This window comes from Citrobacter sp. VF227, assembly GCF_052950715.1.
In genome coordinates this window covers 1-11952 of record NZ_JBRFVF010000015.1, presented here as the reverse complement: position 1 = coordinate 11952, position 11952 = coordinate 1, and the positions used below count along the sequence as shown (strand labels likewise).

Genomic DNA, 11952 nt, shown 5'->3' with positions numbered 1-11952 from the left:
TCGCCCGGGGGCGATGCTATTGCAGATTGACTCTTGTTCCCTTCGCAGGTTTTAACCTGATCAGGTTCCGCGGATCCCGAATTAACGGTCTCAGCCTTTTCCACTCATGCTGTTGTGGAAAATAAGCACTCCGACAAGAAGTAACCTCAGTAAAGAGGTAATGAATGTAAATTACGCGTTAATGCGACAAATCTCAAGCAGGACGTTTGAGAGTGCCACTCTCGTGCATCGCATCAAATACCAGCATGATCAGCTTATCTTCGAGTACGAACCTGGCTTCCAGCGCCTCGCCGATATCTGATAAAGCCTGTTGAAATTCAAGGAAGTTATCATGATCAATGGCGGTCTCCAGACTGGTGTCATAGTAGTCCATGATCTGTTGTGTGTTGGCTTCCAGCAGCGGCCAAATTTTTGTCGCTTTTAAAAGCTGCCCGTTCCCTTCCAATTTATGGAGAATACGTTCATAAATACTGAAGTGTCCGGTGGAGAGGTAATCGACCAGGCTCTGACAAAAATCATCCAGCGCCTTTTCATTGAGCCGCATGTACGATTCTTTGCCAGGCTTAATGCCAACCAGATTGTAGTAAGCCACGAGCAGGTGCTTACGTACATGTAGCCAGCGATCAACCAGTTTATTACTTCCTCCGACGTGCTCCGTCAGGCTTTCCAGCTGGTTTAACATGATTGACTCCGCAAGATGGTGTTTAAGAACTGCTCACCCGTAAATGTAAAAATAATGTAAACAACATGCCTGTGAAGCAAAGGTTGCGCAAGAGATATGGATCGTATAATTGAAAAATTAGATAGCGGCTGGTGGATTGTCAGTCATGAGCAAAAGTTATGGTTGCCGCATGGTGAACTGCCTCACGGTGACGCGGCACGTTTTGATCTGACCGGGCAGCGCGCACTTTCTATCGGCGAATGGGAAGGGGAAACGGTCTGGCTGGTGCAGCAGCAACGTCGACACGATATGGGGTCGGTGCGCCAGGTTATAGACCAGGATGTTGGCCTGTTTCAACTGGCCGGACGCGGCGTACAGCTGGCTGAGTTTTACCGCTCGCATAAATTCTGCGGCTACTGTGGGCACACGATGCACCCGAGTAAAACGGAATGGGCGATGCTGTGCAGCCACTGCCGGGAACGCTACTACCCGCAAATTGCTCCCTGCATTATCGTCGCTATCCGCCGTGACGACGCTATCTTGCTTGCCCAACATGTTCGCCATCGCAACGGCGTGCATACCGTGCTGGCGGGCTTTGTCGAAGTGGGTGAGACCCTTGAACAGGCGGTGGCGCGTGAAGTCATGGAAGAGAGCGGCATTAAGGTTAAAAACCTGCGCTATGTCACTTCTCAGCCGTGGCCGTTCCCACAGTCTTTGATGACCGCATTTATGGCAGAGTATGATAGCGGGGAGATTGTTATCGACCCGAAAGAACTGCTGGAGGCGAACTGGTATCGCTACGATAATTTACCGCTGCTTCCCCCGCCAGGCACCGTCGCGCGTCGATTGATTGAAGACACTGTGGCAATGTGTCGGGCTGAGTACGAGTAAATAACGAGTGATGATACACTGATGGACTGACGCAATAAGGAACTGCAAAAATGACCGAACTGAAGAACGATCGTTATCTGCGTGCGCTGCTGCGCCAGCCCGTTGATGTCACTCCGGTATGGATGATGCGCCAGGCGGGCCGCTATCTACCGGAATATAAAGCCACGCGCGCCGAGGCGGGCGATTTTATGGCGCTGTGCAAAAATGCCGAGCTGGCCTGCGAAGTCACGCTGCAGCCGCTGCGTCGTTATAAGCTTGATGCCGCGATCCTCTTCTCGGATATCCTGACGATTCCGGATGCGATGGGGCTTGGGCTGTATTTTGAAGCCGGAGAAGGTCCACGTTTTACCTCACCGATTACCAGCAAGGCTGATGTCGACAAACTGCCGATCCCGGACCCGGAAGATGGGCTGGGTTATGTGATGAATGCGGTGCGCACGATTCGGCGTGAACTGAAAGGCGAAGTGCCGCTGATCGGCTTCTCCGGTAGCCCGTGGACGCTGGCGACCTATATGGTCGAAGGCGGTAGCAGCAAGGCCTTCACCGTGATTAAAAAGATGATGTATGCCGATCCAAAAGCGCTGCATCTGCTGCTGGATAAGCTGGCGAAGAGCGTCACGCTGTACCTGAACGCGCAGATCAAAGCGGGCGCGCAGTCGGTGATGATTTTCGATACCTGGGGCGGTGTGCTGACCGGTCGCGACTATCAGCAGTTCTCCCTGTACTACATGCACAAAATCGTCGATGGTCTGCTGCGCGAGAACGACGGTCGTCGTGTACCGGTGACGCTGTTCACCAAAGGCGGCGGTCAGTGGCTGGAAGCGATGGCAGAAACCGGCTGTGATGCGTTAGGCCTCGACTGGACCACTGATATTGCCGACGCGCGTCGTCGTGTGGGTCATAAAGTGGCGCTGCAGGGCAATATGGATCCATCCATGCTGTATGCGCCGCCAGCCCGCATCGAAGAAGAAGTGGCGACAATTCTGGCCGGATTTGGTCAGGGTGAAGGCCATGTCTTTAACCTGGGCCATGGCATTCATCAGGATGTACCGCCAGAACATGCGGGTGTCTTTGTCGAGGCGGTACATCGCCTGTCGGCGCAGTACCACCGCTAATGGATCTCGCGTCGCTGCGCGCGCAGCAGCTTGAACTGGCCTCTTCGGTGATCCGCGAGGATCGCCTGCAGAACGATCCGCCGGCTCTGATCGGCGGGGCGGACGTAGGGTTTGAGCAGGGCGGCGAAGTGACGCGGGCCGCAATGGTCTTACTGAAATACCCGACGCTGGAACTGGTTGAATACAAGGTGGCGCGAATCGCCACCACCATGCCTTACATTCCAGGCTTTCTCTCCTTTCGTGAAACGCCCGCGTTGATGGCTGCCTGGCAGTTGCTCTCGCACAAGCCCGATCTGCTGTTCGTTGACGGTCACGGTATCTCTCACCCGCGTCGCCTGGGCGTAGCCAGCCATTTTGGTCTGCTGGTGGATGTCCCGACGATTGGCGTGGCGAAAAAACGGTTATGCGGCAAGTTTGAGCCGCTCGCTGCCGAACCCGGAGCGCTAGCGCCGTTGCTGGATAAAGACGAACAGCTGGCGTGGGTCTGGCGCAGCAAAGCACGCTGTAACCCGTTGTTTATCTCTACGGGTCATCGCGTGAGCCTGGACCGCGCGTTGGCATGGGTTCAACGCTGTATGAACGGCTATCGTCTGCCGGAACCAACACGCTGGGCAGATGCGGCCGCATCTGAACGCCTGGCTTTTACGCGGCTTGCAGCAAAAACGCCCCATATCGGGTAAACTGCCGCTAATTTCCGTATTTGAGAACTCATCATGTTACAAAACCCGATTCATCTGCGTCTGGAGAAGCTGGAAAGCTGGCAGCATGTTACGTTTATGGCCTGTCTGTGCGAGCGCATGTACCCAAACTACGCTATGTTCTGCAAGCAAACCGAATTTGGCGATGGTCAGATTTATCGCCGAATTCTGGATCTTATTTGGGAAGCGTTGACGGTGAAAGACGCGAAAATCAATTTCGATAGTCAGTTGGAAAAGTTTGAAGAGGCCATTCCTTCTGCAGATGATTACGATCTGTACGGCGTGTACCCGGCGATCGATGCCTGTGTGGCATTAAGCGAACTGATGCATTCGCGTCTGAGTGGTGAAACGCTGGAACACGCAATTGAAGTCAGTAAGGCTTCTATTACCACCGTCGCGATGCTGGAAATGACGCAAGCTGGTCGCGAAATGACCGATGAAGAGCTCAAAGAGAACCCGGCCGTTGAGCAAGAATGGGATATTCAGTGGGAAATATTCCGACTTTTAGCCGATTGTGAAGAACGCGATATTGAGCTGATAAAAGGGCTTCGTGCAGACCTGCGCGAGGCTGGCGAGAGCAATATTGGTATAAATTTTCAGCAATGACACCACAAAACGTGATTTAACGCCTGATTTGTCATGCCTGAAGGCTTCCCATCTGCCCCCGGTCTGGTCTACATTTGGGGGGCGAAAAAAAGTGGCTATCGGTGCGTGTATGCAGGAGAGTGCTTTTCTGGCATTTCCGTCGCACTCGATGCTTAGCAAGCGATAAACACATTGTAAGGATAACTTATGAACAAGACTCAACTGATTGATGTAATTGCAGACAAAGCAGAACTGTCTAAAACACAGGCTAAAGCTGCTCTGGAATCCACTCTGGCTGCTATTACTGAGTCTCTGAAAGAAGGCGATGCTGTACAACTGGTTGGTTTCGGTACCTTCAAAGTGAACCACCGTGCTGAGCGTACTGGCCGCAACCCGCAGACCGGTAAAGAAATCAAAATTGCCGCAGCTAACGTACCGGCATTTGTTTCTGGTAAAGCACTGAAAGACGCGGTTAAGTAATTCGCGTGGCAGTGAACAGTTTTATCGAAGGGGCGGTTTCGCCCCTTTTGTCCATCTGGCGTCACTCGCTTTGGCTTTCAGGTGTTCTGTTACTGTCTGCCTGTAGTCGCCACTCTGAGCTTCCTCCGTTCACAGCCAGCGGCTATGTTGGCGATCAGGGGGCGGTACGCATTTGGCGTAAAGATTCCAGCGACGATGTTCACTTGCTCTCGGTATTTAGTCCGTGGCGTAAAGGTGATACCACCACCAGTGAATATCGCTGGCAGGGTGATACGCTCTCTTTGATAGAACTCAACACCTACAGTAAACCCCAAGAACATGTCCGTATACGCTTCGATGACCGGGGTGAGCTGAGTTTCATGCAGCGTGAAGTCGACGGTCTTAAGCAGCAGCTTTCCAGCGATCAAATCGCGCTTTACCGCTATCGAGCCGATCAAATCCGCCAGACAAGCGATGCGTTGCGTCAGGGACGGGTGATACTGCATCAGGGACGCTGGCATGCGAATCACACGGTTACGACCTGTGAAGGTGAGACGCTGAAACCCGATCTGGAATCGTGGGCGATAAACCATATTGAGCGCCGCCAGAGCCATTCATCCGTCGAGGTGAGTGTGGCATGGCTGGAAGCGCCCGAAGGGTCGCAGCTACTGCTGGTCGCTAATGAAGATTTTTGTCGCTGGCAGCCTACAGCCAAAACCTTCTGATAATCTGCCATCAGGTAATACTGTTACCAGTGGCCCATTCCCATATGGCCGCCGCCGCGATGGTTACCGCCACCGCCGCATCCACCGTAACCCATTCCCGCTCCGCGAGGCACGCCTGCCTGCGCCATGGCGACATCGCGTTTAACACGCTGCTCATCCAGGGACTGATTCAACGCTTCCATCTCTTTTGCCACGGCGTTAATTTTTGCCGTGTCTGGCGAGCTGGCTGTTAACAACGCGTTGTACTCATAACGTTTGGAGGTCAACTGTTGGCGCAATGCGCTGGTCTGTGAGTAGTAATCATCATAGATTTTCTGCGCGGTTGCCTGCTGCTCAGCGGTCATTGGCGCACCGCCCCGCTGCTGCATGCCATCACCATACCCCCAGTGATGCTGTGCCAGCGCTGGGGTAGAGCCCAGAGCCAGAAGAGAGAGTGCAATCAGTGCCAGTTTGTTGTTCCGTTTCATTGTTCATTCTCCTGTTGGTTAGCTTACATTCCCTTTTGCATCTTCCGTGCCAAAGCGGCAATCCCTGTCCTGCGGGCGTTGTACGTGTCGTCTTTGCAGGAAAACGGGTAAAAATGACTCGCCAGAACGCGCCAGCGGGTCATTTTTACCCGGTACTTTCAGCAGTTTGTGTTTGAGGGCAGGGTTATCAGGAGGAAAAAATGGCATGATTTCTGCTGTATACCTGTAACGATGAAAGGAACAGGTAGGGTAAAGGGAGAGCGTATGCGTCTTTATAAGGACACGGCTGCAAAGTGGTTGAGCCGACTCTTGCTGGCGGCAATCCTGATTTTGGTCGGCTGGTTTTCGGTTATGACCATTCGGGACTATGGGCGGGAAAGCGGTGCTGCACGGCAAACGCTACTGGAAAAAGGCAGCGTGCTCATTCGCGCTCTGGAGTCTGGTACGCGCGTAGGTATGGGGATGCGCATGCATCATGCTCAACAGCAGACGCTGCTGGAACAAATGGCCGTACAACCAGGCGTGCTATGGTTTGCCGTTGTTGATGAGCATGGCGTTGTTATTACTCACAGCAATTCCGCGATGGTCGGGAAAACGCTCTATTCACCGGATGTCCTGCGGCAGCTTAATCCCGGAGAACAAGAAAACTGGCGAAATATTGACATTCCAGTGGGGAGCGGTGAAAACACGCCGGCCCTGGAAATTTATCGCCAGTTTCAGCCGACGTATGGTCCAGGACGTCATGGCATGGCGCGTTGCGCCAACGATGACAGGCAGCTTAACATCCCTGCACAAACCATATTTATCGCCTTTGATGCCAGCGATCTGGCAGCGACTCAGGCAAGAGAGTGGCGTAACACCCTGATTGTCCTGTCCGCGCTGGCAGCCGTGTTACTGGCCACCGTGCTGACGTTCTTCTGGTATCAGCGCTATCAGCGTTCGTACAAAGAACTGCAGGATGCGATGAAGCGTAAAGAAAAACTGATGGCGCTCGGACACCTGGCGGCCGGAGTCGCACATGAAATTCGTAACCCGCTTTCATCCATCAAAGGTTTAGCAAAATATTTTGCCGAACGAACCCCGCCAGGTGGCGAGTCACATGAGTTGGCTCAGGTAATGGCGAAAGAAGCGGACCGTTTAAATCGGGTGGTGAGCGAATTGCTGGAGCTGGTGAAGCCAGCGCATCTGACGCTGCAACAGGTGGATCTTAACAAGGTTATCACCCACTCATTACATCTGGTGAGCCAGGATGCGGCAAGTCGCGAAATCCAGCTCCGTTTTTCGGCTAATCCTACGCTGCCCGCGATTCAGGCCGACCCCGACCGGCTGACGCAGATTTTGTTGAATCTGTATCTGAACGCCATTCATGCCATTGGTCGTCAGGGCACAATAGTGGTTGAAGCAAGTGAAAGCAGCGGCGATCGCGTTAAAATCGTGGTGACCGATAGCGGGAAGGGGATTGCTCCAGAACAGCTGGAGGCCATTTTTACGCCTTACTTTACGACCAAAGCTGACGGCACCGGCCTCGGGCTGGCGGTGGTGCAGAATATAGTTGAACAGCACGGCGGCACCATTCAGGTGGCAAGCGTTGAGGGCAAAGGCGCGACCTTTACCTTTTGGCTGCCGACTAAAGCGAAACAACAGGATTAACAAGGATGACGCACGGAAAAATCACTATTCTGGTGGTGGATGACGATATCAGCCACTGCACCATTTTACAGGCGCTGCTGCGCGGCTGGGGTTATGACGTTGCGTTGGCTTATAGCGGGCGAGCGGCGCTGGAACACGTGCGCGAACGTGTATTTGATTTAGTGCTGTGTGATGTGCGCATGGCAGAGATGGACGGTATCGCTACGCTGAAAGAGATTAAAGCGCTGAATCCGGCGATTCCGGTATTGATCATGACGGCGTTCTCCTGCGTGGAGACTGCCGTTGAGGCGCTGAAAACCGGGGCGCTGGACTACTTGATCAAACCGCTGGACTTTGACCGGTTGCAGGAGACGCTGGAAAAAGCGCTGGCGCACACGCGGGAAACGAGCGCTGAATTGCCGTCAGCGTCGGCGGCGCAGTTTGGCATGATTGGTCGTAGTCCGGCGATGCAGCAGTTGCTCAACGAAATTGCGATGGTTGCGCCCTCGGACGCCACGGTGCTCATCCACGGAGACTCCGGGACGGGCAAAGAACTGGTGGCCCGGGCGCTACATGCCAGCAGCGCACGCAGCGATAAGCCACTGGTCACGCTGAACTGCGCGGCACTCAATGAATCTTTGCTGGAATCTGAGCTGTTCGGTCACGAGAAAGGTGCGTTTACCGGGGCGGATAAACGCCGGGAAGGTCGCTTTGTGGAAGCCGATGGTGGCACGCTGTTTCTTGATGAAATTGGCGATATCTCACCGCTGATGCAGGTGCGTCTGCTGCGAGCGATCCAGGAGCGGGAAGTACAGCGGGTTGGCAGCAACCAGACCATTGCAGTTGATGTCCGGCTGATCGCCGCCACGCATCGAGATCTGGCGGAGGAAGTCAGTGCCGGGCGCTTTCGCCAGGATCTCTACTATCGCCTGAACGTCGTCACCATTGAAATGCCAGCATTGCGCCAGCGTCGGGAAGATATTCCACTGCTGGCCGAATATTTTCTCCAGCGTTTTGCCGAGCGTAACCGAAAAGCGGTGAAAGGCTTTACTCCGCAGGCGATGGATCTCCTGATCCATTACGACTGGCCGGGCAATATCCGTGAGCTGGAAAATGCGATTGAGCGATCGGTGGTGCTGCTAACGGGGGAATATATTTCTGAACGTGAGCTGCCAATGGCGATTGCTGCGACGCCGATAAAAACGGAATACAGTGGCGAGATCCAACCGCTGGTGGATGTCGAAAAAGAGGTGATTCTGGCTGCACTGGAGAAAACGGGCGGCAATAAAACCGAAGCCGCCCGTCAGTTAGGTATTACGCGCAAAACACTGCTGGCTAAGCTCAGCCGTTAGTTTTGCTCACGTTCGATAGCGCGCCAGCCGATGTCGTTACGGCTGAAGCAGCCGTCCCAGCGGATGTCTGTCATCAGGGCGTAGGCGCGTTTCTGCGCTTCTGCCACGGTGTTACCCAGCGCGGTGGCACACAGTACGCGACCGCCGTTGGTCAGCACGCGATCGTCAGCAGACAGTTTGGTGCCGGCGTGGAACACTTTACCGTCAGCGACGTCTTCCAGTGGCAGGCCGTGGATTTCATCGCCGGTATTGTAATTGCCCGGATAACCTCCGGCGGCAATGACCACACCCAGAGATGCACGTTCGTCCCACTCGGAGGTTTTCTCATCCAGCTTGCCGTCACAGGCGGCGAGGCACAGCTCCACCAGATCGGACTTCATGCGCAGCATGATCGGCTGGGTTTCCGGATCGCCGAAGCGACAGTTGAACTCGATCACCTTCGGGTTGCCCTGCTTGTCGATCATCAGGCCCGCATACAGGAAGCCGGTGTAGGTATTCCCTTCCGCCGCCATGCCTTTCACGGTTGGCCAGATGATGCGTTCCATGGTGCGCTGGTGCACTTCATCAGTGACTACCGGCGCCGGGGAGTAAGCCCCCATCCCGCCGGTGTTCGGGCCGGTATCACCGTTGCCCACGCGTTTGTGGTCCTGGCTGGTGGCCATCGGCAGCACGTGCTCGCCATCGACCATCACGATAAAGCTCGCTTCTTCACCGTCGAGGAACTCTTCGATAACGATGCGGTGGCCCGCGTCGCCAAACGCGTTACCGGCCAGCATGTCATGAACCGCGGATTCCGCTTCCTCCAGCGTCATCGCCACAATCACGCCTTTACCGGCGGCCAGACCGTCGGCTTTGATAACGATCGGCGCGCCTTTCTCGCGCAGGTAAGCCAGCGCAGGTTCGATTTCGGTGAAGTTTTGGTACTCCGCCGTTGGAATCTGATGGCGCGCAAGAAAATCTTTGGTGAAGGCTTTGGAGCCTTCCAGCTGCGCGGCACCTTCGGTTGGGCCGAAGATTTTCAGACCGGCGGCGCGGAATGCATCAACCACACCAATCACCAGCGGCGCTTCCGGACCAACGATGGTCAGATCGATCTTCTCGTTCTGGGCAAAGTTCAGCAGCGCCGGAATATCCGTTACGCCGATGGCCACGTTTTGTAGCGTGGGTTCCAGCGCGGTGCCCGCGTTGCCCGGGGCGACAAATACCGTTTCGACTTTTGGCGACTGCGCCGCTTTCCAGGCGAGGGCGTGCTCGCGCCCGCCATTGCCAATCACTAATATTTTCATCGTCTGCTCCGTGGATTAATGGCGGAAGTGGCGCATGTCGGTGAATACCATCGCGATACCGTGCTCGTCTGCGGCGGCAATCACTTCGTCATCGCGGATTGAACCGCCCGGTTGGATCACGCAGGTTACGCCAGCGGCAGCAGCGGCATCAATCCCATCGCGGAACGGGAAGAAGGCGTCGGAAGCCATAGAGGAACCTTTCACTTCCAGACCTTCGTCGGCGGCCTTAATCCCGGCGATTTTGGCTGAGTACACGCGGCTCATCTGGCCTGCGCCTATGCCGATAGTCATGTTCTCTTTGGCGTAAACAATGGCGTTGGATTTCACAAATTTTGCCACTTTCCAGCAGAACAGCGCATCACGCAGTTCTTGCTCGGTCGGCTGGCGTTTGGTTACCACGCGCAGTTCAGCTTCGCTCACCATACCGAGGTCGCGGTCCTGGACCAGCAGGCCGCCGTTCACACGCTTGAAGTCCAGACCCGGTACGCGCTGCGCCCATTGGCCGCAAACCAGCACGCGAACGTTCTGCTTGGCAGCGGTAATTTTCAATGCTTCTTCGGTAGCGGAAGGCGCGATGATCACTTCCACGAACTGGCGGGAGATAATCGCCTGCGCGGTTTCAGCATCCAGCTCGCGGTTAAAAGCGATGATGCCGCCGAATGCGGAGGTTGGGTCGGTTTTGTAAGCGCGGTCGTAAGCGTCAAGAATAGAGGTGCTTACCGCTACACCGCACGGGTTTGCGTGCTTAACGATAACGCATGCCGGTTCGCTGAACTCTTTCACGCACTCCAGCGCCGCATCGGTATCGGCGATGTTGTTGTAGGAAAGTGCTTTGCCCTGTACCTGCTGCGCGGTGGCAACGGAGGCTTCTTTAACATTCTCTTCTATATAGAAGGCAGCCTGCTGGTGGCTGTTCTCGCCGTAACGCATATCCTGCTTCTTAATGAAGTTCAGGTTCAGCGTACGTGGGAAGCGACCGGCGGCTTCTTTGCTTTCGCCGTGATAGGCCGGAACCATGCTGCCAAAGTAGTTGGCGATCATGCTGTCGTAAGCGGCGGTGTGTTCGAAGGCTTTAATCGCGAGATCGAAACGCGTGTCGAGGGTCAGAGAACCATCGTTGGCATCCATCTCTTTAATAATGGCATCGTAGTCGCTGCTCTTCACAACGATAGCTACATCTTTATGGTTCTTGGCTGCAGAGCGCACCATGGTCGGGCCGCCGATATCAATGTTCTCTACGGCATCTTCCAGAGAACAGCCTTCGCGGGCGACGGTCTGGGCGAACGGGTACAAGTTAACAACCACCATATCGATAGGCGCGATACCATGTTGCTCCATTATTCCGTCATCCTGACCACGGCGACCAAGAATGCCGCCGTGGACTTTTGGATGCAGGGTCTTCACGCGTCCATCCATCATTTCCGGGAAGCCGGTGTAATCGGAAACTTCGGTCACTGGCAGACCTTTCTCCGCTAACAGGCGGGCAGTGCCACCTGTAGACAGTAGCTCCACACCGCGTGCGGAAAGTGCCTGAGCGAATTCGATGATACCGGCCTTGTCAGAAACACTGAGCAGAGCGCGGCGGACTGGACGACGTTGTTGCATGGTAAATCCCCTGGATTTGACTATTACAGAGAGCGTTAGGTGAATTCTTGGCTAAAAACTCAGCTAACGCCCCTTACGGGGCATCCTTGTTGTGCGGGGGCATTGTAACGAAAACGTTTGCGCAACGCTCGCGAATTTTTATTTTTCACTTTTGTCCCTCGTTTCGACCGCTGAAGACTGTACATATACAGAAAGGATCGCAGAAGTAATGGGTGAGTTTGTGGATAACTCTGTGTGCAAATGGGTATAAAGCGGGGTTTTGCTGTGGAATGCAGCACTCAGTCATTTTTCTGTCATTTAAGGGTTGCGGGCTGCAGGAAACTCCCTATAATGCGCCTCCATCGACACGGCAGATGTGAATCACTTCACACAAACAGCCGGTCCGGTTGAAGAGAAAAACCTGAAAATGAGGGTTGACTCTGAAAGAGGAAAGCGTAATATACGCCACCTCGCGACAGAGCGCTAAAGCGCGTCGCAAC

General features: G+C 54.6%; 13 protein-coding genes and 1 riboswitch. Of the genes, 8 read left to right on the top strand and 5 right to left on the bottom strand.

Annotation, left to right across the window (positions count from 1 at the left end; genetic code table 11):
• Positions 1-20 precede the first annotated feature (20 nt).
• Positions 21-143: riboswitch (TPP riboswitch) on the bottom strand.
• A gap of 50 nt (positions 144-193) precedes the next feature.
• Complete coding sequence (rsd, locus tag ACU8YC_RS23595; RefSeq protein WP_151218792.1) at positions 194-682, bottom strand: sigma D regulator; 489 nt, start codon at positions 680-682, stop codon at positions 194-196.
• Positions 683-778: 96 nt separating this feature from the next.
• Here rsd and nudC point away from each other — a divergent pair, with 96 nt between their 5' ends.
• The 6 genes from nudC (at position 779) to ACU8YC_RS23565 (ending at position 5134) form a co-directional block, all read left to right on the top strand.
• Positions 779-1552: an NAD(+) diphosphatase gene (nudC, locus tag ACU8YC_RS23590; protein WP_151218791.1), complete on the top strand. Its 774-nt coding sequence runs from the start codon at positions 779-781 to the stop codon at positions 1550-1552.
• A gap of 50 nt (positions 1553-1602) precedes the next feature.
• A complete protein-coding gene (hemE, locus tag ACU8YC_RS23585; RefSeq protein WP_151225111.1) occupies positions 1603-2667 on the top strand; it encodes a uroporphyrinogen decarboxylase in 1065 nt (354 codons plus the stop codon).
• Complete coding sequence (nfi, locus tag ACU8YC_RS23580; protein ID WP_423391011.1) at positions 2667-3347, top strand: deoxyribonuclease V; 681 nt, start codon at positions 2667-2669, stop codon at positions 3345-3347. Before hemE ends, nfi begins: the two co-directional genes overlap by 1 nt.
• A 33-nt stretch (positions 3348-3380) precedes the next feature.
• Positions 3381-3971, top strand: a complete 591-nt coding sequence (locus ACU8YC_RS23575) for a YjaG family protein (protein ID WP_003842015.1) — start codon at positions 3381-3383, stop codon at positions 3969-3971.
• Positions 3972-4157: 186 nt separating this feature from the next.
• Positions 4158-4430 carry a nucleoid-associated protein HU-alpha gene (hupA, locus tag ACU8YC_RS23570; protein WP_001044509.1) on the top strand — a complete coding sequence of 91 codons (273 nt, stop codon included), beginning with the start codon at positions 4158-4160 and terminating at the stop codon, positions 4428-4430.
• 11 nt (positions 4431-4441) lie between these two features.
• Complete coding sequence (locus tag ACU8YC_RS23565; RefSeq protein ID WP_210905492.1) at positions 4442-5134, top strand: DUF1481 domain-containing protein; 693 nt, start codon at positions 4442-4444, stop codon at positions 5132-5134.
• A 23-nt stretch (positions 5135-5157) separates the two neighbouring features.
• Here the strand turns inward: ACU8YC_RS23565 and zraP are convergent, their stop codons facing one another.
• Entirely contained in the window at positions 5158-5601 is a 444-nt protein-coding gene (zraP, locus tag ACU8YC_RS23560; RefSeq protein WP_187260363.1) for a zinc resistance sensor/chaperone ZraP, read from the bottom strand.
• A gap of 18 nt (positions 5602-5619) precedes the next feature.
• A complete protein-coding gene (locus tag ACU8YC_RS23555; RefSeq protein ID WP_151218788.1) occupies positions 5620-5808 on the bottom strand; it encodes a hypothetical protein in 189 nt (62 codons plus the stop codon).
• 57 nt (positions 5809-5865) lie between these two features.
• On the opposite strand from ACU8YC_RS23555, the gene zraS reads away from it, so the two are divergent.
• A complete protein-coding gene (zraS, locus tag ACU8YC_RS23550; protein WP_151225115.1) occupies positions 5866-7251 on the top strand; it encodes a two-component system sensor histidine kinase ZraS in 1386 nt (461 codons plus the stop codon).
• A 5-nt stretch (positions 7252-7256) separates the two neighbouring features.
• Entirely contained in the window at positions 7257-8582 is a 1326-nt protein-coding gene (gene zraR / locus ACU8YC_RS23545) for a sigma-54-dependent response regulator transcription factor ZraR (RefSeq protein WP_414438531.1), read from the top strand.
• On the opposite strand, the gene purD is transcribed toward zraR, so the two are convergent.
• Together purD and purH are read right to left on the bottom strand one after the other, a co-directional pair.
• A complete protein-coding gene (purD, locus tag ACU8YC_RS23540) occupies positions 8579-9868 on the bottom strand; it encodes a phosphoribosylamine--glycine ligase (protein ID WP_423391012.1) in 1290 nt (429 codons plus the stop codon). The genes zraR and purD overlap by 4 nt on opposite strands.
• 15 nt (positions 9869-9883) lie before the next feature.
• A complete protein-coding gene (purH, locus tag ACU8YC_RS23535) occupies positions 9884-11473 on the bottom strand; it encodes a bifunctional phosphoribosylaminoimidazolecarboxamide formyltransferase/IMP cyclohydrolase (protein WP_151218784.1) in 1590 nt (529 codons plus the stop codon).
• Positions 11474-11952: the final 479 nt, after the last annotated feature.

What these genes read in the sequence shown, in the direction of transcription:
- zraS (WP_151225115.1), top strand. Translation starts at nt 5,866, where the DNA reads ATGCGTCTTTATAAGGACACGGCTGCAAAGTGGTTGAGCCGACTCTTG.
- hupA (WP_001044509.1), top strand. Translation starts at nt 4,158, where the DNA reads ATGAACAAGACTCAACTGATTGATGTAATTGCAGACAAAGCAGAACTG.
- hemE (WP_151225111.1), top strand. Translation starts at nt 1,603, where the DNA reads ATGACCGAACTGAAGAACGATCGTTATCTGCGTGCGCTGCTGCGCCAG.
- purH (WP_151218784.1), bottom strand. Translation starts at nt 11,473, where the DNA reads ATGCAACAACGTCGTCCAGTCCGCCGCGCTCTGCTCAGTGTTTCTGAC.
- zraP (WP_187260363.1), bottom strand. Translation starts at nt 5,601, where the DNA reads ATGAAACGGAACAACAAACTGGCACTGATTGCACTCTCTCTTCTGGCT.
- zraR (WP_414438531.1), top strand. Translation starts at nt 7,257, where the DNA reads ATGACGCACGGAAAAATCACTATTCTGGTGGTGGATGACGATATCAGC.
- nudC (WP_151218791.1), top strand. Translation starts at nt 779, where the DNA reads ATGGATCGTATAATTGAAAAATTAGATAGCGGCTGGTGGATTGTCAGT.
- purD (WP_423391012.1), bottom strand. Translation starts at nt 9,868, where the DNA reads ATGAAAATATTAGTGATTGGCAATGGCGGGCGCGAGCACGCCCTCGCC.
- ACU8YC_RS23555 (WP_151218788.1), bottom strand. Translation starts at nt 5,808, where the DNA reads ATGCCATTTTTTCCTCCTGATAACCCTGCCCTCAAACACAAACTGCTG.
- nfi (WP_423391011.1), top strand. Translation starts at nt 2,667, where the DNA reads ATGGATCTCGCGTCGCTGCGCGCGCAGCAGCTTGAACTGGCCTCTTCG.
- rsd (WP_151218792.1), bottom strand. Translation starts at nt 682, where the DNA reads ATGTTAAACCAGCTGGAAAGCCTGACGGAGCACGTCGGAGGAAGTAAT.
- ACU8YC_RS23575 (WP_003842015.1), top strand. Translation starts at nt 3,381, where the DNA reads ATGTTACAAAACCCGATTCATCTGCGTCTGGAGAAGCTGGAAAGCTGG.